We start from the raw sequence: 21982 nt of genomic DNA, 5'->3' as shown, positions 1-21982 counted from the left end.
GGGCGGCGCCGAAGCGCCGCCCGTCCGCCTCCTGCGCTTCCGCCCTCGAACGCATCGACGATGAAAACGACCAAGCCTACCCACCTCAGCTATCTCACCCGCTGCTTTCGCGACCGCGGCAGCGAACACTTCGGCCTGGCGGTAGCGGCGCTGGTGAATCTCGGCGCCAAACCCAGGCTGGGCTCGGACCAGGATCTGTGGCGCCTGGTCGGCGAAGAGATCTCGCCGATGCCGCTCGACGAAGCCGTGCCCAAGGGTTGCGCCGAGTACCTGGTCAGCGGCTACGCCTATCCGGAGCCCGGCCAGGCCAGCGCCGAACGCGGCTTCGTTCGGGTGCGGTTCGCCGGCTTGGAGAAGCAGTTGCAAGTGCACGGCGATCGCTGCTGGCTCAACGCTTTCGAAACCAGCGACCCGACACCGTACGAGCGCATTCGGCTGGACTGGCAGCATGCCTACGGCGGTTCGGGCTACGACGCCAATCCCGACGGCATCGGCGCGCCCGGCGCCGCCACCGGCGAAACCGGGCTGCGCCGGGTGCCGAACGTGGAATACGCCGACTACGCCCAGTCGCGCGCCGGCGCCGAAGCGGCACCGGCCAGCTACGCGCCGCTGCCGCCGGCGCGGCCGCAGCGAAGCGAGTTGTACGGCCGGGTCGACGATCACTGGCTGCAGCACGACTACCCCGGCCTGCCGCGCGATCACGACCGCCGCTACTACAACCTGGCGCCGGCCGATCAGCAACTCGCCGGCAGCGTCGCCTTTCCCGTCGCCGCCGAGTACGAAATTCTCGGCATGCACCCCGATCGCGCGCGCCTGCATGGACGATTGCCGGCGCTGAAGGCTCGCGCCTTCGTGCAACGGCGCGGAGGCGGCGAGCTGGAAGAAATTCCGCTGCGCCTTGGCACGGTCTGGTTCTTTCCGCACCGCGAACAGGCGATCATGATCTTCCATGGCCAGGCGACGGTCGAGGCCTTCGATGCCAGCGACCTGTCCGGCTTGCTGCTCGCCGGCGAACAGGACGGCCAGGAGCGGCCGTTGTCCTGGTACCGGCAGGTACTGCAATGGCGCAACGATCCCAAGCATGGCGCGTTGTATTGCTTGCGCGACCGGGATTTGCTGCCCACCGAGCTGTTGCCCGAAGCGCCCGCGGCCGCAAGCGGCGGCGTCGACCCCAAGCTGCAACGCGCGCTGGACCGCGCCAAGCGCCAGTTGCGCGAGGTGCCGCCGCCGAGCCACGGCGCCGCCCCCCTGCCCGATCCGGCGCTGACGGTACCGGCCCTGCCGACGGCCGATGCCCTGCCGGAATTCGCCCTGAAGACCCAACGCCGCGCAGAGCGCGAACTCGACGCGCTGCGCAAGATTTCCACCGATGCCCTGGCCGAGGAACATACCGAACGCGCGCGCGTCGCAGCCGACCCGCACGGCAAGACCGTGACCGTACCGCCGGCGCCGCAGGGGCCGCCGAAGTTGGCTCGGCCGGACCTGGACGCGCTGGCAGACCGGGCACCGAACGCGGCCGATCGCGCCGCGCTGGAGAGTCGCCTGCAACGCTGCGAGACCGATCTGATCGCTGGCTATCGCTGGTCGGCCCAGCACCAAAAAGCCGCGCCGCGACTGGATTCGGCCGCATCCCAGACGCTGCGCGAACGCGTCGCCGCACTGCATGCGCGCGGCGAAACCCTGGCCGGACTCGACCTGACCGGCGCCGACCTGCGCGGCATGAACCTGCACGGCGCTCACCTGGAAGGCGCGCTGCTGGAAGGCGCCGACCTGTCCGACGCCGACTTGTCCGGCGCCCGACTGGACGACGCCGTGCTGGTGCGTTGCGACCTGACCCGCACGCGTCTTTCGGCGGCGGTCGGCAAGCGGGTCAATTTCGCCCAGGCCATCTGCGAGAACGCCGACTTCAGCCTGTGCGATCTGAAGGAAGCCAACTTCGAGGCAGCGAAGCTACAACGCTGCCGGTTCTCGTCTGCCAGCCTGGATCGCTGTCGCTTCGATCGCGCCATCCTCGAAGCGATCGATTTCAGCTCCGCCAAGCTCAGCCATCTGATGCTGATCGGCAATACCCTGCGCGATATCGACTTTCACCGAGCTCAACTTCGCAAAATCGTATTCATGCAATGCCGCTTGCACGATATCGATTTGTCGGAGGCCGATATCGAGAGCTTCGCGCTGAACGACACCCAGGTCGGAGGCGACCTGCGCCTGGTCCGCGCCCAGCTGCGAAAGGCCTCCCTCGGCGCTGCGGTGCTGCCGCGCGCCAATTTCAGCCAGGCCCAACTGGCCGAGGTAAACTTCCGCGGCGCCAAGCTGCGCGGTGCGCGCTTCGTCGCCGCGCAGGTGCACACCACCGACTTCACCGATGCCGACCTCACCGAAGCCGACCTGAGCCGGGCCAAGATCCACGACGGTCTGTTGGTCCGCACCCTGCTATGCGGCGCCGACCTCAGCTCGTCCGACCTGATCGGCGCCTACATGCGCGGCGCGCGCCTGGAAGGCGCCGACCTGGACATGGCCAACCTGTTCCGCGCCCACCTTTCGGAAGTCTCGCTCGACCAGAGCACCCGCCTGCGCGACACCTACCTGGAGAAGAGCTTCGCCTATCCGGTTCGGGAGCGCGCGCCATGAGTCCGGAACTGAGCGCCCTGCTCGAGCACCTGGCCGAGAACAGCACCGTATCGGAATTGGCCCTGCACAGCGCCGATCTGCGCGGCGCGGACATCGCCGGCGCGGTGTTCGACCGGGTGGATCTTTCCTACGCGCAACTGCAGCACGCGCGCTTCGTCGACTGCGCCTTCCACGACTGCCGCTTCGACCGCGGCGAACTGGAAGCCGCATCCCTGCGCGCCTGCCGCTTCGACCGCGGCCGCTTCGACCAATCGCGCTGGACCCAGGCGCAACTGGAGGAATGCGTGTTCCACGAGGCCAGCGCCGCAGGCATCGATCTGCGCGGCGCGCGCATGGCCCAGAGCCAGTGGTTCAACGGCGACCTGCGCCAGGCGGTGTTGCGCGAGGTCACGCTGGATCGTTGCATCTTCGCCGGATCCACCCTGGAACAGGCCGACTTGCAATCGGCGCAACTGCGCCAGGTCGGATTCGACCGAATCGACCTGCGCAATACGGATTTCGCCGCCGCGGCGCTCGACCAGGTCGCGTTCTTCGACTGCGACCTCAGCGGCAAGGTGCTGCGCGGCCAGCGCATGCCGCGCAGCCAGTTCGTGCGCACCCGCCTGGCCGGGATCGACCTGTCCGGCGCCGACCTGACCCAAAGCAATTTCCAGGGCGCCGACCTGCGCGGCGCGCGCCTGGAGGCGGTGGCCGCCGCATACGCCAACTTCTGCGGCGCCGATCTCAGCGACGCGCGCTGCCAATCGGCCTACTTCGCCAACAGTCTGTGGGTGGAAGCGCGCCTGGACCGCGCCGACCTCAGCGGTGCCGACCTGGAGTCGGCATCGATGCTGCGCGCCAACGCGGTCGGCACGCGCTTCTCCCGCGCCCGGCTCAATCAGGCCGACCTGTCCTATGCCGACTGTTCGGAAGCCGACTTCGACGGCGTCTCGTTCTCGGCCACGCGCGTGCACCGCGCCACGTTGCCGCGCGGCCCCTGGCGCCGGCAGTCCGGCGTGATTTTCCAAGACGCGGATCTGTACGCGGCCGAAGCCTGGTCGCAACGCCGCGATGCCCTCTACGACTGAAGGAGTCGATCATGTTGCAGGAACAGGAAAGCGCAGCTTCGGTGTTCGCCGAGTTGCTGTACCACGAAGAAGCCCCCTGGGCGGGCGCGGTCACCGTGCTCGCGGTCGACGAAGATGGCGGCATCGTGATCGACCGCCTGGGGCGGCGGCTGCATTGCCGTCGCGCCCACAGTTGCCTGACCCCGCCGGAAGCCCGCGACCGGGTCTGGGCGGTGTCCGACGGGCGCAGCGAGCACTACGTCTGCACGGTGCTGCATCGTCCCGACGCCGGCCCGGTGCGCCTGCAGGTGCAGGGCGACCTGGAACTGCACGCCATCGACGGCGACTTGCGCCTGCTCGGCGGCAAGCGCCTGCAACTGCGCAGCGAACAGGAGCTGCAGGCCGACACCGGAACGCTCGCCTTCGCCGCCCGCGAAGCGCGCCTGGACGCCGATGCCGTGCAGGTCCGCAGCAACCGGATCGAAACCCGAGCCGGCCTGCTGCGTGTGGTCGGACGCGTGCTGGAGTCCGCGGCCGAACGCATCGTCCAGGCCAGCCGTCACAGCGTGCGCAGCGTGGAAACCGTCGATTACCTGCGCGCCGGGCAGATCGACTACAGCGCTAGCGCCGACGCTCGCCTGCATGCCGAACACGTCGTCGTCACCGCGGACAGGGTGGCCAAGATCGACGGCGAGCAGATCCATATCGGCTGACCGGCACGCATCTTCGAGCCCGTTCCACTTCCGCCGCCTCACCAGGAGCACCGCCATGCCCACACCCGCGAACTGCTGCCAGAACGGTTTCGGCCAAGCCGTCACGACCGACCGCAATGTCGCTTCGATCCCGCAAGCGTTTCCGAACATCGCCCCGCGCAATCAGACCATATCGGCCTGCCCGCACATCCAGTTCGCCGGCGCCCCGGCCTGCAACATGGCCTCGATCACCCCGACCAGCAACGGCGACGAGGGCGGCTGCCAGGGCGGCGTGGCGTCGGGCACGTTCTGCTCCACCGCGCGCAACACCCAGGGGTCCGACAAGCTCATCTTGTCCGGCACGCCGGCCACGCGCATGACCAACATGACCTCGCAGAACTCCAACAACACCACCGGCAGCGACGCCGCACCCTGCCAGACCAAGGTGTTCATCAACTGAACCGCCGCCCCCGGCCGCCCGATCCTCCGACGCGATGCGATCCGCCATGAACCGACTGCCCGTGCGCCTGCTGAGTTTGTTCTGTGTACTGCTGTCGGCGGGTTGCGCCGGCCTGAAAACCCAGGTCGCGCCGCCCTACGACCTGGACATCCGCGTCGCCGCCGACGCCAACCGCAACGCCCGCGGCGAGGCCGCGCCGGTGCTGGTCGCGATCTACGAACTCAAGGCCGATACGACGTTCTCCAACGCCGACTATCCGCAACTGCAGGACGACGACAAGACCGCGCTCGGCCCCGACCTGCTGGGCGGCGAGCAGTTGATCCTGCACCCGGGCGAGCAACGCCGGCTGCGCCGCAAGGGCAATGCCGAAGCGCGCCTGATCGGCGTCGCGGTCGGCTATCGCGAGCAGGGCAAGCCCTGGAAGGCGACGCTCGCCCTGCCCTCGGCCAAGGACAAGTACTTCCAGATCAAATCGGGCCGCCGGTTGTTCCAAGTCGATATCGGCGCCGGCGGACTGCGGTTGCTTGCTGACCGGCGCGACCGGCCCGAGCCCGAACCGCCGCGCGTACGCGCCGCCGAGGCTCCGAGCCCGACTCGCGGTGCCCGTGCGACCGCGCCAACGCGCCACGCAACCGCCGTACCGCGGCCTGGGCAAGCGGCGCGCGATGCGTCGCAATCGCCGACCCGCGCGGCGAAAGCGGCTTCGAAGATCGCATCGGCGATTGCAGAAACGACGTCGAAGGCAGCCTCGACGACCGTCGGGGCCACTTCGAAGATCGCTTCGACGATCTCCGCCGCGACGTCCAAGACCGTGCCCACGATTCCTCCGGCCGCTTCGAAAGCGGCCTCGGCGATCGCCGCGGCAACGTCCAAGACCGTCCCGACGCCTGCGTTGCCGGGTCCGAAAGCCGCCTCGGCCGTCGCCTCGGCTTCGTCGAAGGCCACCTCGGCGATCGCTGCGACGGCCGCGAAGACCACCTCGCCGGCCGCTGCGACGACTTCGAAGGCCGCTTCGACCATCGCCGAAAAGGCCTTTAAGGCCGATCCGACGCCCATTGCGAACGCATCGAAGGCGGCTGCGACGACATCGAAGAGCTTGCCGCCAGCCGCCGCGCCGATGTCGAAGTCCGCCGCGACGACTTCGAAGACGGTTGCTGCAGCCGCCACGACGACGGGAAAGACCGCCCCGGCGGCCGCCATGCCGGCTTCGAAGACTGCTCCGAAAACCGCCACACCAGCTTCGAAGACCGCTCCGACCGCCGGCGCGACCGGTGCGAAGACTGCCACGGCCGCTACCGCGACGACGGCAAAGACTGCTTCGACTACCGCCACGCCGGTTTCGAAGACCGCGCCGGCGGCCGCTGCGCAAACCAAACCGAAAGCCGATTCGCGAAAGCGCGCGCGAGCGTCCACTCATGCCCCGGCGCAGCCTCCCCCCTATCCGCAGATGTACCCGACCGACGCCATTCCCGCGCCCTCTCCCTCGTCCCCATCCAGCCAGCGGAACCGCAAATGACTTCCAGCGAATCGCCGATCAAGGACGCGCACCTGTCGCGCAGCAAAGTCGTTTGGTCGGAGGGCATGTACCTGCGGCCGCAGCACTTCCAGCAGCAGGAGCGCTATCTGGAAAGCTACGTCCAGCAGCGCTGCCTCGGCCAGCAGGCCTGCTTCTGGGGCTATTGCGACTACGACATCGACCGCGATGCCTTGGCGCTGGGCAAGATCGTGCTGGCCTCGGCGCGCGGGGTGATGCCCGACGGCACGCCGTTCCAGTTCGCCGGCGGGCGCGAAGCACCGCCGCCGCTGGAGGTGGCGCCGGGCTGCCGCGACGAACTGGTGGTGCTGGCCCTGCCGCTGCAGCGCCAGGGCGGCGAGGACCTGATCTACGCCGACAACGAGCAATCGCTGGCGCGCTACACCGTCCAGGCCTGCGACATGGCCGACAACAACGCGGTCGCGTTCGGCCCGGCCAGCATCCAGGTCGGCCGGCCGCGCTTCCGCCTGGTGCCTGCCTCGCAGTTGGGCGTGGAATGGCAGGCGCTGGGGCTAACGCGCGTGCTCGAACGCCGCAGCGACAACTCGATCCGGCTCGATCCGCGCTACATCCCGCCGATGCTGAGCGCCAACCAGTGCCCTCCGTTGGCCGGCTTCGTCAACGAACTGCACGGCCTGCTCGAACAACGCGGCGAAGCGATGGCGCATCGCCTCTCGCACACCGGCCGCGGCGGCGTGGCCGAAGTCGCCGACTTCCTGCTGCTGGAGCTGATCAACCGCAGCATGGCCGACACCTGGCATGCGCTGAACCTGGATGGCCTGCACCCGGAGCGCCTGTTCCGCGACTGGCTGCGGCTGGCGTTCGACCTGTCCACCTACACCACCGCCGAACGCCGTCCCGGCGTGCGCCCGACCTATCGCCACGACGAGCTCAGCGCCAGCTTCGAACCCCTGATGGCCGAACTGCGCCGTTCGCTGTCGACCGTGCTGGAACAGAACGCGATCGCGATCGAACTGCAGGAGCGCGCGCCGCGGGTGTGGGTGGCGCAGATCCCCAGCGTCGAACTCATCCGCACCGCCGGCTTCGTGCTCGCGGTCAACGCCAGCGCGCCGGCCGACGTGGTCCGCACCCGCTACCCGGCCCAGGTCAAGATCGGCCCGGTCGAACTGCTCAACGACCTGGTCCACCTGCACCTGCCAGGCATCGGCATCCGCAGCCTGCCGGTCGCGCCGCGCCAGATTCCCTATCACGCCGGCTACCACTACTTCGAGCTGGATACCGGCAGCGAGCTGTGGCGGCAGATGGAAACCTCCGCCGGTCTGGCCCTGCATTTCGCCGGCGATCTGCCCGGCCTGAGCATGGAGTGCTGGGCCATCCGCAACTGACGCATCGCGCTACTCCGACCGCGCTCCTTCCGCCTACGCCTACACGCCGGAATCTCCGCCATGAACCTGCTCGCCCTGGCCGCCAAACCGCGCTCCGACGCCGCACTGCCGTCCGCTGCCGACGGCACCGATCCGTCCGCCCTGCCCGACCGCCAAGGCGGCAGCAATCCGCTGGTCGCCGCCGCCAATCCGTTGTTGGATCTGCTGCCGACGATCCGGCGCAGCAAACACCACGACTCACCGGAACGCCTGCGCGAGTACCTCGCCGCGCAAGTGCGGCGGTTCCAGACCCGCGCCCAACAGGCCGACATACCGCTGGAGACCATCGTCGCCGCGCGCTACTGCCTGTGCACCGCGCTGGACGAGGCCGCGGCGCTGACGCCCTGGGGCGGCGGCGGCCTGTGGTCGGCGCACAGCCTGCTGGTGACCTTCCACAACGAGACCTGGGGCGGCGAGAAGTTCTTCCAGTTGCTGGCGCGGCTGTCGCAACAGCCGCACGCGCACCGGCAGATCCTGGAGCTGCAGTACTTCTGCCTGGCGCTGGGCTTCCAGGGCCGCTACCGGATCGTGCCCAACGGCCAGGCGCAGGTGGAGAACGTGCGCGAGCGCCTGCTCAAGCTGCTGCGCGAAACCGGCTCGCCCACCGCCGCGGCGCTGGCGCCGAACTGGCGCGCCGCCGCGCCCGACGCCGAAGCGAAACGGCGCTGGATGCCGGCCTGGGTGTGGCTGGTGCTGGCCGCCTTGCTCGGCTGCGGCGCCTACATCGGCTTTCTCACCACGCTGCAGGGCCACGGCGACCGTACCTATGCGGCGATCAACGCCATCGCCCTGCCCAAGCTCGACACCTTCGTCCAGGCGACCCGCCTCACCGGCCTGCTCGCCGACCAGCTGGCCGACGACCGCATCTCGGTGGTCGACGAGGCCGACCGCAGCGTGGTGACGATCCGCGGCGACGGCCTGTTCGATTCCGGCTCGGCCCAGCTCAAGGACGGCTATCTGGCGACCATCCAGCGCATCGGCAGCGCGCTCAACAGCGCCGAAGGCACGGTGCGGATCATCGGCCACACCGACTCGCAGCCGATCCACAACCAGAACTTCGCCTCCAATACCGAACTGTCGCAAGCGCGCGCCGACGCGGTGCGCAACTTGCTGGTGCTGTCGCTGCAACGTTCGAAGGACATCCAGGCCGTCGGCCTGGGCGCCGAACAGCCCGTCGCCGACAACGCCAGCGCAGAAGGCCGCGCCCGCAACCGCCGGGTCGAAATCATTCTCCAGGCGCCGGCGCAGGCCGATCAACCGCAACCCTGAGGTCCGTCATGTACTGGATATTCCGCATCTTCGGCCGGTTGTTCTCGATCCTGTTCTCGCGCGAGCTGTGGCTGTTCCTGGCGATGTTGCTGGTGCTGGCGCTGATCTGGGCCTATGGGCCGGCGCTGGACATCAACGGCTGGCGGCCGCTGGAAACCAAGCTCTGGCGTTACGTGCTCAGCGGCGCGATCGTGCTGTGGTGGCTGGTCCGGCTGCTGCGCCGCTGGCGCTGGTCGCAGGCCGGCGGCGCGCGGGTGCTGGAACGGATGCGCCAGCCCGGACGGCACAAGCGCGACGCCGCCGCGCCGCGCGAAGTCGCCCACGATCCGTTGCGCGCCGGCTTCGACGGCGCCTTGCGCAAGCTCGGCACGATGCCCTCGGAAGCGCGCGGCCTGTGGGGGCGGCTGCTCGACCGGCTCAGCCAGCAGTATCGCTACCGGCTGCCGTGGTACCTGGTCGTCGGCGGTCCCGGCGCGGGCAAGACCTCGGCCCTGCTGCGCGCCGGGATCGATCTGCCCGACCCGGACGCCGACCCGGCCGGCCTGTTCTCCGATCACGCCGGCGACAGCGACTACGCCTGGCTGTTCTCCAATCATGCGGTGCTGATCGACGCACCGGGCCAGGCCTTCGACGCCGACGGCCGCGCCGAGGCCGAAGACGCGCGCTGGCTGCAGCTGCAGAACTTGCTGCGCAAGCATCGCAGCCGGCAGCCGCTGAACGGCGTGGTGCTGACCGTATCCCTGCCCGAGCTGCTCGGCCTGGACGACCGCGGCCGCATGCGCCAGGCGGCGCTGCTGCATCGCCGCCTGCTCGACCTGCAGGCGCGGCTGGGGTTCCGGATTCCGGTCTACCTGCTGCTGACCAAGCTCGACAGCGTGCAGGGCTTCCGCGAGTACTTCGACGGACTGGACCGCGACGCGCGCGAGCAGGCGTGGGGCTTCGCCTTTGCGTCCGGGCTGTCGTCGGAGCAGGCGATCAAGCGCTTCGACGCCGAATACGGACTGCTCGCCGAGCGCCTGCACGCCGGCGTGCACGAGGTGCTGGAACGCGAACCGGAACTCGACGACCGCTGGGCGGCGTACGTGTTCCCGCAACAGTTTTCGACCTTGGGGCCGGTGCTGAAGGAGTTCTTCGCGCGCGTTTTCGCTGCGTCGAAGTTCGAGTCCGGGTTGTGGCCGCGCGGCGTCTACCTCAGCAGCGCCGCGCAGCACCAGGCGGTCATCGACCGGGTGTCCGATCCCAACCTGCCGGGCCTGACCGCGCTGCCGGCGCGCGCGCCGCGCCCCGGCGCGGGCCAGGGCCTGTTCCTCAAGCGCTTCTTCTCCGAGGTGGTGTTCGCCGAATCGGGCTTGGCCGGCACCCATCCGACCTGGCGGCGCCGACACCTGTGGGGGCACGTCGCCACCTGCGTGCTGATCGCCGCCGCACTGAGCCTGGCGGTGTGGGGCTGGACGGTTTCTTACCGCAACAACCGCGACTATCTGCAGGAAGTCGCCCAACGCGCCGAGCGCTTCGAACGCACCTCGCCCAAGCAAATCACCCTGCCCAGCGGCGCGGTCCAGCCCTTGTCGCCGTTGCTCGACACCTTGCTGAGCCTGCCGCAGAGCCCGAGCCTGGATACCGCCGATCCGCGGCTGAGTTACCGCTTCGGCCTCTACCAGGGCGCGCGGGTGCAGGGCGCCGGCGACGCGCTGTACCGCCGCGCCCTGGTCGAGAAGCTGTTGCCGCAGCTCGCCGTGCGCCTGCGCGACATCCTCGCCGATGCGCCGGCCGAGGACGTCGAGTACTCGTACCAGGCGTTGAAGGCCTATCTGATGCTGTACGACGGCGAGCACTACGACGCCGACTTCCTCGCCGCCTGGCTCAACTGGAACATCGAGCGCAACCTGCCCGCGACCATCACCAGCGAGCAGATCAAGACCATGCAGGCGCATATCGGCCGCCTGCTGCAGCCCGGCGCGTTGCGCTCGCCGTATCCGGTCGACCGCGGCCTGGTCGACGCCACCCGCATGCGCATCACCCAGGTGCCGATCAGCCAGCGCGCCTACCAGCGCCTGCGGCGCAAGCTGCTGCGCACGATCGAGATGGATCCGATCACCTACGTCAGCACCGGCGGCCCGCAGGCGGCCCTGGTGTTCCGCCGCCGCAGCGGACGCCCGCTCACCGAAGGCATCCCCGGGCTGTACAGCTATCGCGGCTACTGGGAGGTGTTCAACAAGCAGGTCTCCAGCGCCACCTCCGACCTGGAGAAGGACGACGCCTGGGTGCTCGGCGTGCGCCAGTTGCAGGGCCTGGACGACATCGCCCGGCGGCGCCTGGTCGGCGAGGTCAAGCGCGAGTACTTCAACGACTACGTCGAAGTCTGGGACCAGTATCTGGACGACCTCAGCCTGGCCAGCAGCGAGTCGCTGACCCAGAGCATCCAGATCGCGCGGGTGCTGTCCTCGCCCGACTCGCCGCTGAAGCTGTTCCTGCAATCGGTGGCGCGCGAAACCCATTTGCTGCGCGGACGCGTCGGCGACCGCCGTTCGCTGCTCGGCCGCGCCCAGGAAGGCATCAGCCAGGCCCAGCAGGCGCTGACCGACGTGTTCGGCGATGCCCTGCCGACCCGCCGCCGTCCGGTCGAGAACCAGCGATTCCTGGAGAGCATCGTCGACGACCACTTCGATCCGCTGCGGCGCATGGTCGCCGGCAACGCGCCCGACGGCAGCGGCCCCTCGGCGCTGGACGGCACGCTCAAGACCATCGACGAGCTTTACAGCTACCTCAACTCGACCCAGTCCGCCCAGGCCACCGGCAGCCCGCCGCCGCCGCCCGACGTGCTGAGCAAGCTGCAGTCCGAAGCCGGGCGCATGCCGATACCGCTGCGGCAGATGTTCGACGAGTTGTCCGGCATCACCACCCGCCAGGTCAGCGGGGTCGGCCGCAGCAGCCTGATCGGCAATGCCGAAGCCTCGGTCGGCCGGCAATGCCGGCAGATCATCCAGGGCCGCTATCCGTTCGTGCGCGATGCCGAGCGCGAAGTCTCGGCCGAGGACTTCGCCCGCTTGTTCGCTCCGGGCGGGCTGATGGACGCGTTCTACCAGAAGCACCTGGCCGATCGCATCGACATGAGCACCCAGCCGTGGTCGTTCCGCGACCCCGGCGCGGGCGCCGAACCGGTCGATGCGGCCCTGCCGGTGGCGTTCCAGCGCGCCGAGGTGATCCGCGACGTTTTTTTTCCCTCGGGTGAGCGCATGCCGACGGTCCGCCTGCGGCTCACCCCGATCGACCTGGATCCGGCCATCGAGCAATACCAGTTGAACATCGACGGCCAGACCCTGCGCTATGCGCACGGCCCGCCGACGCCAGCGAGCATGACCTGGCCCGGTCCGCGCGGCAGCGCGACCGCGCAGTTGCAGATCAGCCCGGGCACCGACGCGATCCGCACCGAGGGCACCTGGGCCCTGCATCGTTTGTTCCAGCGCGGCCGGATCAAGCCCGGCGCGGCGCCGGAGGACTTCGTCGTGTCCTACGGTTTCGGCGGCCGCAAGCTGTCGCTGCGGGTCGCGGTCGGCGGCAGCCGCAATCCGTTCCACCTGGCCGAACTGGAATCCTTCGCCTGCCCCTGAACGCCGCGCGGCGCCTGTACGCCAGCGCCGCCTCCCCCCTGGAGTCGTCATGAAGGAGTCGTCATGAAACTGATTCTCGTCGGCCGGCCCGGTACAGCCTGCGAAAGCGACAAAGCGGTGCAGTTCGACCATCGCGGCGGCACGCTCGGCGCCGCTCCCGACAACGACCTGGTCCTGCCCGCCGTCGACGGCAACGTCGCCGCGCGCCAGGCCAGCATCGTGCGCGGACGCGGCGAATGGCGATTGCGCAACGAAGGCAAGCGCTTCGTGGTCGTCAACGGTCGCTGGCTGGAATGCGGCGCCGAGCGCGCGCTGGCCGACCACGACGTGATCGAGATCGGCGACCACGTGTTGATGGTCGAGGACGCGACCCTGGACGAAGACGTGGTGGACGATGCGATCGCCGAACCGGCGCTGGCCGCTTCGGACCCGGCCGGCAATCCCTTGCGCGCCTATCCCGCCGACGAACCCGGCACGCCGCCCTCGCCGCTGGGCGAACACGCGGGCGCCGGCCTTGACCCGGCCGAACTGCTCAACACGCCGCTGGACCCGCTGAGCCTGTTTCCCAGCGCCGGGCACGGCGCCGGTGGCGCCGGCATGGACCTGTTCGATCCCGGCGAGCCGCTGTCGCCGGCCGACCCGACCTCGCTGGCGTTCGCGGCCGAAGCGCCGCGCGCGCCCGTCGACGGCGGCTTCGGCCTGCGCGCGGTCAAGGACACCATGCCGGAGTTTTCCGGACCGATGCAGATCCGCATCGCCGAGGACGCCGCAGCGAAGGCGACGCCGCCGCTGCGCGATCAAAGCGGACTGGCGGCCGCGCTGCAGGCGTTCTCGATCGAGTCCGCGCCGGCGGAGGCGGCGTCCGCGGTCGAGCCGAGCGACCCGGTCGCGGCCGCGGCGCGGTCGCCCGATGTCGCGCTGCCCGATGTCGCGCCGTCCGAAACCACGCTATCCGAAACTGCGCTATCGGAAGCCGCGCATGCGCCGTTGCCGAGCACCGCAGAGTTGATCGCCTCGTTGACGACGCCGGTAGCGGCTGCGCCGGTCGCTGGTTTCGGCATGCCGCCGACGGCCTTGGCCGGGCCGGAACTGGTCGAACAGCACTGCAGCCTGGCGCGCGCCTTTCTCGAAGGCGCCGGTGCCGACATCCATGTGGCCCAGGACCTGTACAGCCTGGACTTCATGCACCGTCTCGGCGGGTTGGTGCGCAACCTGCGCACGCTGGCCGGCGCTGGCAGCTGAATCCGCGACGCAAGCGCGGGCCGGACGGGAGGGGATGCGTTCGGCTCGAACCTGGGCGCCGGCGGGGCTCGGCGCGAGGCTTGTGAGCAAATCCCCCTGCCCGTCCGGCCAGCCGGCATAGCCGGCTGGCGTTCGATCGTGCGCGAACCTGCGGTTCGCAAGCGCACGCTCTCACCCTTTTTCAAAGGGGGGGACGGCTGGGCGGGACCAGCATGAGGGGAGCGGCTTGGGGCAGAGCGCTTGATCGGGTGCCCGATAGCCGGTAGGTTCGGCCAGCGTCGCCTTGCGTCGATCCGATCCGCTGCGATCCGCTGCGATCCGGTCGCAACGCAGCATGAAGGCGGCATCCGTCGATGCGGTTTTTCGCGCCCGAGCATGGAGGCCATCGTGCCCACATTGAACGTTTCCGACCTGCGCCCCTTCATCCCTGCGCAGGACTTCGCCTTGTCCAAGCGCTTCTACGCCGCGCTGGGCTGGGAAACCCGCGACGTCGACCGCGGGCTGGCCCTGGTGAGCCTGGGCGAAGAACAGCACTTCTACATCCAGGACTACTACATCAAGGAAGTCGCCGAAAACACCATGCTGCACCTGACCGTCGACGACGCGCCGGCCTGGCATGCGCACGTCGCCTCGGTCCTGCGCGACGGCGATTTCGCCCCGGCGCGGGTGCAACCGCCGCGCTGGCAGGACTACGGCGCCAGCGTGGTGTTCGTGCACGACCCGGCGGGCGTGCTGCTGCATCTGTGCCAGTGGGATCGTTGATCCGCACGCCCTCTTCGCTGACGAGCCACGATGCAGCTGCTGCCGAACTAAAGATTCAGGCTTCCACCGGGACAGACGAAACTCGACCGTGAAGCCAAGCCCACGAGGGACCAGATGATCGCACCGACCATCGCATCTACAGTTACGAACTTCCGTCAAATTGCCACATCAATGTTTAAGACGTAGATATGGTCCACAGAGCTTATCGAGCTCGTCGTATTGCTCGACCAGCCACTTAATTGTCTCTGCACGAGCATGGATATGCTTGCTCCTCTCTTCCCTGTCGGTGCTCGATAACATCGCGTTATGCAGGCTAAAGTCGACAATTTTGTGCCACAAAGTCTTTGTCAGATACTCGGCCACCTCGGGCCCAAATAGCCACTGCGCCGTGCGAATTCCGGATAGATACTCAACTTCATCGTCCTGAGTCAGCTTTCCATGACTTGTTGCAATGCCTAGAGTTTTTCGCACCACGTCGTAGATGGCGATTCGCTTGTCGTATAGATCAAGTTTTAGCTTGTTTCGCGCAATCTGTGATTGCCGGAATGCGATCCACGCTGCAATCAATGCAACCACGGGAACGACAACAGCTGTTATGTAGACAGTCCAGTGCGGAGTAGATGCGGCACTAGAGATCTGTTGTGCGATCAACTGATGGGCTGGGTGCATCGATCTAACCGCCTTTTTAGACAGACTCTCGATAAACGATATTGAGCTGGATCGCATCCCCGCCCCGGTAATCGTCCGGCTCCAGCCGGAACGCCACGAGGATATGTTTCGGCGGCGGCACCCCGTCCCAGCCGTTGAACTGGATCGCGTTCAGCGGCTCTGCCCTGCCCTCGACGCGCAGGGTCAGCTTCAGGTGCTTCTCGCCGAGCACGCGGTGGTTGAGCACTTCGCAGTGGGCATGGAAGGTAGGCTCGGGAAAACCCTGGCCCCAGGGGCCGCCGTCGCGCAGGCATTCGGCGTGGCGGCGGTCGAACTCGGCGGGTTGCAGTTCGCCGTCGCTGAGGATGTCGGCCTGCAGCAGCTCCGGGGTCAGCAGGCGCTGGGCGCAGGCCTCGAAGGCTACGCGGAACGCGTCGAAGGCCTCGCGCTTTAGCGACAGGCCGGCGGCCATGGCGTGGCCGCCGAAGCGTTCGATCAGTTCGGGATGCAGCGCGGCCACGTCGGCCAGGGCGTCGCGGATGTGGAAGCCCGGAATCGAACGCGCCGAGCCGCGCAACTGGTCGCTGCCGGGCTCGGCCGGGGCGAAGGCGATCGCCGGCCGGTGCAGGCGTTCCTTCATCTTCGAGGCGACCAGGCCGACCACGCCGGGGTGCCAGTCGGCGTCGTACAGGCACACCGCCAGCGGCGCGCTGGCCGCGTCGAGAGCGACGCGGGCGAACGCGCTCTGCGCCTCGTCGGTCATCTGCTGCTGCACCGCGCGGCGCTCGGCGTTGATCTCGTTGAGGGTCGCGGCGATCTCGCGCGCCTGGCCGGCATCGTCGGTGAGCAGACATTCGATGCCAAGCGCCATGTCTTCCAGGCGCCCGGCCGCGTTGAGCCGCGGCCCGACCGCGTAGCCGATGTCGGCCGCGGTCAACCGCCGGTAGTCGCGCTGCGAGACTTCGATCAGCGCGCGCAGGCCGGCGCAGCCTTGGCCGGCGCGCAGGCGGCGCAGGCCGGCCGCGACCAGGGCGCGGTTGTTGGTGTCCAGCGGCACCAGGTCGGCGACCGTGCCGACCGCGACCAGGTCCAGCAGCACGCTCAGGTCCGGGCCCTTGCCGTCGGCGAAGACGCCGGCCTCGCGCAGGCGCCGGCGCAGCGCCAGCAGCACGTAGAACATCACTCCGACGCCGGCCAGCATCTTGCTCGGGAAACCGTCGCCGGGCTGGTTGGGGTCGACAATGGCGTCGGCCTCGGGCAGGCGCTCGCCGGGCAGATGGTGGTCGGTGACCAGCACCTGCCAGCCGCGTGCGCGCGCCGCGGCGATGCCGGCGTGGCAGGCGATGCCGTGGTCGACGGTGACCAGCAGGTCGGGTTGCAGCGGCGCCAGTTCCTCGACCAGCGCCGGCGACAAGCCGTAGCCGTGCACGATCCGGTTCGGCACCGCGTGCGAGACCCGTTGCGCGCCGAGCATGCGCAGCCCGCGCACGCCGACCGCGCAAGCGGTGGCGCCGTCGCAGTCGAAATCGCCGACCACCAGGATATGGCGTTGCGCGGCGATCGCCTCGGCCAACAGTTCGGTAGCCCGCTCCAGCCCGAGCAGGCCGTCGAGCGGCAGCAACTGGGTCAGCTTGGGCTGGGCGAGGGCCGCGTCGGTGGCGCCGCGCGCGGCGTAGATCCGCTGCAGCAGCGGCGGAATGCTGTCGGGAAAATCGCCGCTCTCGCTCGGCGGCCGGCGGCGCAGACGTGCGGCCGGCGTCATTGCGCCGGCTCGGGGTCCAACAGCGAACGCAGCGGCTTGCGCCAGAAGCGCCAGCGCTGCGAACGCGCCAGTTCGAAGCGCTCGCCGTCGGCGAAGGCCAGTACCGCGCGTTCGATCGCGCCGGCATCCAGGGCCTGGCCGATCGGTTCCAGCCAGTCGCGCTGGACGATGGCCAGGTCGCGGGTCGCGCGCAGGTCGAACAGGCAGGCGCCCTCGCCCGCGCTCCAGCGCGGCGGCAGCGCCTGCGCGGCGACGCCGGCCTGGGCGCCGAACGCGGTCAGCGCTTCGTCGTCGCTGAACACCTGCGCGTAGTCGCTGCGCACATGGTCGGGCAGCACGCCGGCGCCCCAGAACCACAGCGAGTTGATCGGCGCCAGCCCGGCGGCGATGCGCTGGGCGTTGTGCGGGTGGTTGTGCAACACCACCTGCGCCTCGCTGAGCAGGCTGCGCCAGCGCCGGCCTTCGGCGCCCTCGCCCTCGGGCAGGTGCTGGAACAGATCCTCGCCCAGCGCCTGTTCCGGCGAGGCGAACCGCGGCAGGCGCGCCTCGCGCGGCAGGCGCAGGTACCAGCGGGTCGGGCTGGGCGCGTCGATCGGAAAGCCGGCGTCGCCGAACAACGGCCGCAGCGCCGGCAGCAGCGCGGCGCTGTCGCGCTCGCTCAGCGCCAGCGCCTGGCCGTAGGCGAGCAGGCGCGCGCCGTTGATGTCCGGGCGCACGTAGGCGGGATCGGCGCGCAGCCAGGCCGCGTGCGCGGCGTCGCCGGCGTCGCGCTGGCGGGTCACCGCCGCGACCGGCCAGCCGCGCGGCAGGATGTCGAACGCGCGCGCGGCCTGGTCGGCCGCCTCGACCTGGCGGTCGGCGCGGCCGAGCCGGCGGCCGAAGGCTTCGCCGAAGCGCTGGCCGCCGTAGCGCTCGCGCGCCGGCAGCAGGACGGTGGCGGAATTCATGCGCGCGGGACCGCGGCTCAGCCCTGGTAGCTGACGCCGACGATCTCGTATTCGCGGGTGCCGCCCGGCGCTTCGATGACGACGCTGTCGCCCTCGTTCTTGCCGATCAGGGCGCGCGCCACCGGCGAGGAAATCGCGATCAGGCCCAGCTTGATGTCGGCTTCCAGGTCGCCGACGATCTGGTAGGTCTTTTCTTCGTCGGTGTCGACGTCGGCCAGTTCGACGATCGCGCCGAACACGACCTTGGAGCCGGCGTTGAGCTGGCTGATGTCGATGATCTGGGCGTGCGACAGCTCGGCTTCGAGCTGCTTGATGCGGCCTTCGATGAAGCCCTGCTGTTCGCGCGCGGCGTGGTACTCGGCGTTCTCCTTGAGATCGCCGTGCGCGCGCGCTTCGGCGATCGCGTTGATCACCGCCGGCCGCTTGACCGTCTTCAGTTCGTCCAGCTCGGCGCGCAGACGCTGCGCGCCCTTCGCGGTCATGGGTGCTCTCATTGCCTTCCTCTCGCCGGACGCCGCCGGCCCATCGTGTTTGACTGTAACGGCATTGTGCCGGGAACAGGCCGGCTTGGCACCCCGTTGCGGGGCGCCTGCGCGGAACGTGTGACCGATCCCGGGGATTTGCGCGCCGCCCTGCGCCGGCCTGGCCGGCCGCAGGGGGTTTCGCCGTAGCCCCGGCGGCGCGCGGACGCGCCGCCGGCGAGTGTGCCGGCGACCGCGGCTCCGATCAGGCCGCCCCGATCAGGCCGCGCCGATCTGCGCGTGCAACTCCTGCAGCGACCACACCGGCCCCTGGCCGCGGTAGTCGAGCGAGTTGACCAGGGCGCGCGCGCCCGACACGGTGGTCGAGTACGTCACCCGCTGCTGCAGCGCTTCGCGGCGGATCGAGAACGAGTCCGAGATCGCCTGGCGGCCTTCGGTGGTGTTGATGATGTAGACGATCTCGCCGTTCTTGATCAGGTCGACCACGTGCGGGCGGCCCTCGGTGACCTTGTTGATCGACTCGCAGGCCACGCCGTGCCCGCTCAGGAACTCCTGGGTGCCGCGGGTCGCGACCAGGCTGTAGCCGCGGCGCACCAGTTCCTGCACCACCGGCAGCACGCGCTGCTTGTCCGGGTCGCGCACCGAGACGAACACCTTGCCGACCGGCGGCGCCTTGATGCCGCCGGCTTCCTGGGCGCGCGCCATCGCCGCGCCGAAGTTCTTGCCCACGCCCATGACCTCGCCGGTCGAGCGCATCTCCGGGCCGAGGATCGGGTCCACGCCCTGGAACTTGGCGAACGGGAAGATCGCTTCCTTGACCGAGTAGTAGTCCGGCACGATCTCCTCGACCGCGTCCTGCGAGGTCAGGGTCTGGCCGACCATGCAGCGCGCGGCGATCTTGGCCAGGGCCATGCCGGTGGCCTTGGACACGAACGGCACGGTGCGCGAAGCGCGCGGGTTGACCTCGATCAGGTAGATGGTCTCGTTGCCGTCGGCGTCGGTCTGGATCGCGAACTGGGTGTTCATCAGGCCGACCACCTTCAGCGCCTTGGCCAGGGCCACGACCTGGGCGCGCAGCTTCTCCTGGGTGGCGGCCGACAGCGAGTACGGCGGCAGCGAGCAGGACGAGTCGCCGGAATGCACGCCGGCCTCTTCGATGTGCTCCATCACCCCGCCGATCAGCACCCGGCCTTCGCGGTCGGCGATCACGTCGACGTCGACCTCGACCGCGTTGTCGAGGAAGCGGTCCAGCAGCACCGGCGAATCGTTGGAGACCTTGACCGCGTCGCGGATGTAGCGGGTCAGGTCGGCGTCGGAGTAGACGATCTCCATCGCCCGGCCGCCGAGCACATAGCTCGGGCGCACCACCAGCGGGTAGCCGATCTGGCCGGCCAGGACCAGCGCCTCGTCGGGGTTGCGCGCGGTGCGGTTGAGCGGCTGGGCCAGGCCCAGCTCCTGGACCAGCTTCTGGAAGCGCTCGCGGTCCTCGGCCAGGTCGATGCTGTCCGGGGTGGTGCCGATGATCGGCACGCCGTTGGCTTCCAGCGCGCGCGCCAGCTTCAGCGGGGTCTGGCCGCCGTACTGCACGATCACGCCCTTGGGCTTCTCCAGGTCGGCGATCTCGAGCACGTCTTCCAGGGTCAGCGGCTCGAAGTACAGGCGATCGGAGGTGTCGTAGTCGGTCGACACGGTCTCCGGGTTGCAGTTGACCATGATGGTTTCATAGCCGTCCTCGCGCAGGGCCAGGGCGGCGTGCACGCAGCAGTAGTCGAACTCGATGCCCTGGCCGATGCGGTTGGGGCCGCCGCCGAGGACGACGATCTTGTCGCGGTTGGTCGGCGCGGCCTCGCACTCGTCCTCGTAGGTCGAGTACATGTAGGCGGTGGTGGTGGCGAACTCGGCCGCGCAGCTGTCCACGCGCTTGTACACCGGGCGCACCTTGAGCGCGCGGCGCAGGGTGCGCACCGCGGTCTCGTCGGTGTCGGTCAGCTGGGCGATGCGCGCATCGGAGAAGCCCATCCGCTTGAGCGCGCGCATGCGCGCCTGGTCGAGCGCGGCCAGGCCGGCTTCGGCGACGTCGCGCTCGGTCGCGATCAGCTCTTCGATCTGGTCCAGGAACCAGGGATCGACGAACGACAGCGCATGCACGTCCTCCACACTGAGGCCGGCGCGGAACGCGTCGCCGATGTAGAACATGCGCTCCGGGCCGGGCTCCTTGAGCTCGCGCTTGAGCCGGGCCAGGTCGTCCTCGCTGGCCAGGTCCAGGCCGGTCGGGTCGAGGCCGACCTTGCCGGTCTCCAGGCCGCGCAGGGCCTTGTGCAGCGATTCCTGGAAGGTGCGGCCCATCGCCATGACTTCGCCGACCGACTTCATCTGCGTGGTCAGGCGCGCGTCGGCCTGCGGGAACTTCTCGAACGCGAAGCGCGGGATCTTGGTGACGACGTAGTCGATGCTCGGCTCGAACGAGGCCGGGGTCGCGCCGCCGGTGATCTCGTTGCGCAGTTCGTCCAGGGTGTAGCCCACCGCCAGCTTGGCGGCGATCTTGGCGATCGGGAAACCGGTGGCCTTGGAAGCCAGCGCCGAGGACCGCGACACGCGCGGGTTCATCTCGATCACCACCACCCGGCCGTTCTTGGCGTTGATGCCGAACTGGACGTTGGAGCCGCCGGTGTCGACGCCGATCTTGCGCAGCACCGCGATCGAGGCGTCGCGCAGGCGCTGGTATTCCTTGTCGGTCAGGGTCTGCGCCGGGGCGACGGTGATCGAGTCGCCGGTGTGCACGCCCATCGCGTCGAAGTTCTCGATCGAGCAGACGATGATGCAGTTGTCCGCCTTGTCGCGGACCACCTCCATCTCGAATTCCTTCCAGCCCAGCACCGATTCCTCGACCAGCACTTCGGTGGTCGGCGACAGTTCCAGGCCGCGGTTGACGATCTCGATCAGCTCTTCGCGGTTGTAGGCGATGCCGCCGCCGCTGCCGCCGAGGGTGAACGAGGGACGGATGATGGTCGGGTAGCCGACCCGGGTCTGGATGTCGATCGCCTCTTCCAGGGTGTGGGCGACCTCGGCCTTGGGGCATTCCAGGCCGATTTCCTTCATCGCCACCCGGAACAGCTCGCGGTCTTCGGCCATCCGGATCGCTTCGCGCGAGGCGCCGATCAGTTCGACGTTGTACTTCTCCAGCACGCCGTTGTCGGCCAGGTCGAGCGCGCAGTTGAGCGCGGTCTGGCCGCCCATGGTCGGCAGCAGCGCGTCGGGCTTTTCCTTGGCGATGATCTTCTCGACCGTCTGCCAGTTGATCGGCTCGATGTACACGGCGTCGGCCATGTTCGGGTCGGTCATGATCGTGGCCGGATTGGAGTTGACCAGGACCACGCGGTAGCCCTCGTCGCGCAGCGCCTTGCACGCCTGCGCGCCGGAGTAGTCGAACTCGCAGGCCTGTCCGATCACGATCGGGCCGGCGCCGATGATCAGGACGGTTTTGATGTCGGTACGCTTGGGCATGTCGTCC

The 21982-nt window shown here is 69.2% G+C and carries 15 protein-coding genes; 10 read left to right on the top strand and 5 right to left on the bottom strand.

The window, feature by feature from the left end:
• Window positions 1-60 precede the first annotated feature (60 nt).
• The 10 genes from K4L06_RS17145 (at window position 61) to K4L06_RS17100 (ending at window position 14632) form a co-directional block, all read left to right on the top strand.
• The gene (locus K4L06_RS17145) at window positions 61-2631 is read left to right on the top strand and encodes a DUF2169 domain-containing protein (protein ID WP_221672546.1); all 2571 of its coding nucleotides are present in this window, start codon (window positions 61-63) and stop codon (window positions 2629-2631) included.
• The gene (locus K4L06_RS17140; RefSeq protein WP_221672545.1) at window positions 2628-3698 is read left to right on the top strand and encodes a pentapeptide repeat-containing protein; all 1071 of its coding nucleotides are present in this window, start codon (window positions 2628-2630) and stop codon (window positions 3696-3698) included. Before K4L06_RS17145 ends, K4L06_RS17140 begins: the two co-directional genes overlap by 4 nt.
• Window positions 3699-3709: 11 nt before the next feature.
• Window positions 3710-4390 carry a DUF3540 domain-containing protein gene (locus K4L06_RS17135; protein ID WP_221672544.1) on the top strand — a complete coding sequence of 227 codons (681 nt, stop codon included), beginning with the start codon at window positions 3710-3712 and terminating at the stop codon, window positions 4388-4390.
• A 55-nt stretch (window positions 4391-4445) separates the two neighbouring features.
• Window positions 4446-4829 carry a PAAR-like domain-containing protein gene (locus tag K4L06_RS17130; RefSeq protein WP_221672543.1) on the top strand — a complete coding sequence of 128 codons (384 nt, stop codon included), beginning with the start codon at window positions 4446-4448 and terminating at the stop codon, window positions 4827-4829.
• Window positions 4830-4875: 46 nt separating this feature from the next.
• On the top strand, window positions 4876-6345 hold the full coding sequence (gene tssJ, locus K4L06_RS17125) for a type VI secretion system lipoprotein TssJ (RefSeq protein WP_221672542.1): 1470 nt from the start codon (window positions 4876-4878) through the stop codon (window positions 6343-6345).
• Window positions 6342-7709: a type VI secretion system baseplate subunit TssK gene (gene tssK, locus K4L06_RS17120; protein ID WP_221672541.1), complete on the top strand. Its 1368-nt coding sequence runs from the start codon at window positions 6342-6344 to the stop codon at window positions 7707-7709. Before tssJ ends, tssK begins: the two co-directional genes overlap by 4 nt.
• Before the next feature lie 60 nt (window positions 7710-7769).
• Window positions 7770-9017 carry a type VI secretion system protein TssL, long form gene (gene tssL, locus K4L06_RS17115; RefSeq protein WP_221672540.1) on the top strand — a complete coding sequence of 416 codons (1248 nt, stop codon included), beginning with the start codon at window positions 7770-7772 and terminating at the stop codon, window positions 9015-9017.
• 8 nt (window positions 9018-9025) lie between these two features.
• Entirely contained in the window at window positions 9026-12628 is a 3603-nt protein-coding gene (gene tssM, locus K4L06_RS17110; RefSeq protein WP_221672539.1) for a type VI secretion system membrane subunit TssM, read from the top strand.
• A 63-nt stretch (window positions 12629-12691) separates the two neighbouring features.
• Window positions 12692-13870, top strand: a complete 1179-nt coding sequence (locus K4L06_RS17105; protein WP_221672538.1) for a hypothetical protein — start codon at window positions 12692-12694, stop codon at window positions 13868-13870.
• 387 nt (window positions 13871-14257) lie between these two features.
• Window positions 14258-14632, top strand: a complete 375-nt coding sequence (locus K4L06_RS17100) for a glyoxalase (RefSeq protein WP_221672537.1) — start codon at window positions 14258-14260, stop codon at window positions 14630-14632.
• A 168-nt stretch (window positions 14633-14800) separates the two neighbouring features.
• Here the strand turns inward: K4L06_RS17100 and K4L06_RS17095 are convergent, their stop codons facing one another.
• The 5 genes from K4L06_RS17095 to carB all read right to left on the bottom strand — a co-directional run bounded on the left by K4L06_RS17095 (window position 14801) and on the right by carB (window position 21975).
• A complete protein-coding gene (locus K4L06_RS17095; protein WP_221672536.1) occupies window positions 14801-15301 on the bottom strand; it encodes a hypothetical protein in 501 nt (166 codons plus the stop codon).
• 16 nt (window positions 15302-15317) lie between these two features.
• Window positions 15318-17042, bottom strand: a complete 1725-nt coding sequence (recJ, locus tag K4L06_RS17090; RefSeq protein ID WP_221672535.1) for a single-stranded-DNA-specific exonuclease RecJ — start codon at window positions 17040-17042, stop codon at window positions 15318-15320.
• Window positions 17039-17989: a phosphoglycerate mutase gene (locus tag K4L06_RS17085; protein ID WP_221672534.1), complete on the bottom strand. Its 951-nt coding sequence runs from the start codon at window positions 17987-17989 to the stop codon at window positions 17039-17041. The genes recJ and K4L06_RS17085 overlap by 4 nt, the downstream gene beginning before the upstream one ends.
• A 17-nt stretch (window positions 17990-18006) precedes the next feature.
• Window positions 18007-18483 (bottom strand): transcription elongation factor GreA, encoded by a 477-nt coding sequence (greA, locus tag K4L06_RS17080; RefSeq protein ID WP_221672533.1) that lies wholly within the window; start codon window positions 18481-18483, stop codon window positions 18007-18009.
• Window positions 18484-18729: 246 nt separating this feature from the next.
• Complete coding sequence (gene carB / locus K4L06_RS17075; RefSeq protein ID WP_221672532.1) at window positions 18730-21975, bottom strand: carbamoyl-phosphate synthase large subunit; 3246 nt, start codon at window positions 21973-21975, stop codon at window positions 18730-18732.
• Window positions 21976-21982 lie beyond the last annotated feature (7 nt).

The organism is Lysobacter sp. BMK333-48F3, from assembly GCF_019733395.1.
Lineage (GTDB): Bacteria > Pseudomonadota > Gammaproteobacteria > Xanthomonadales > Xanthomonadaceae > Lysobacter.
The sequence above is the reverse complement of the archived record's forward strand: the minus strand, read 5'-3'. Positions and strand labels throughout refer to the sequence as shown.

Coding starts and splice junctions, on each gene's coding strand:
- K4L06_RS17145 (WP_221672546.1), top strand. CDS start 61: ATGAAAACGACCAAGCCTACCCACCTCAGCTATCTCACCCGCTGCTTT.
- K4L06_RS17140 (WP_221672545.1), top strand. CDS start 2,628: ATGAGTCCGGAACTGAGCGCCCTGCTCGAGCACCTGGCCGAGAACAGC.
- K4L06_RS17135 (WP_221672544.1), top strand. CDS start 3,710: ATGTTGCAGGAACAGGAAAGCGCAGCTTCGGTGTTCGCCGAGTTGCTG.
- K4L06_RS17130 (WP_221672543.1), top strand. CDS start 4,446: ATGCCCACACCCGCGAACTGCTGCCAGAACGGTTTCGGCCAAGCCGTC.
- tssJ (WP_221672542.1), top strand. CDS start 4,876: ATGAACCGACTGCCCGTGCGCCTGCTGAGTTTGTTCTGTGTACTGCTG.
- tssK (WP_221672541.1), top strand. CDS start 6,342: ATGACTTCCAGCGAATCGCCGATCAAGGACGCGCACCTGTCGCGCAGC.
- tssL (WP_221672540.1), top strand. CDS start 7,770: ATGAACCTGCTCGCCCTGGCCGCCAAACCGCGCTCCGACGCCGCACTG.
- tssM (WP_221672539.1), top strand. CDS start 9,026: ATGTACTGGATATTCCGCATCTTCGGCCGGTTGTTCTCGATCCTGTTC.
- K4L06_RS17105 (WP_221672538.1), top strand. CDS start 12,692: ATGAAACTGATTCTCGTCGGCCGGCCCGGTACAGCCTGCGAAAGCGAC.
- K4L06_RS17095 (WP_221672536.1), bottom strand. CDS start 15,301: ATGCACCCAGCCCATCAGTTGATCGCACAACAGATCTCTAGTGCCGCA.
- recJ (WP_221672535.1), bottom strand. CDS start 17,042: ATGACGCCGGCCGCACGTCTGCGCCGCCGGCCGCCGAGCGAGAGCGGC.
- K4L06_RS17085 (WP_221672534.1), bottom strand. CDS start 17,989: ATGAATTCCGCCACCGTCCTGCTGCCGGCGCGCGAGCGCTACGGCGGC.
- greA (WP_221672533.1), bottom strand. CDS start 18,483: ATGAGAGCACCCATGACCGCGAAGGGCGCGCAGCGTCTGCGCGCCGAG.
- carB (WP_221672532.1), bottom strand. CDS start 21,975: ATGCCCAAGCGTACCGACATCAAAACCGTCCTGATCATCGGCGCCGGC.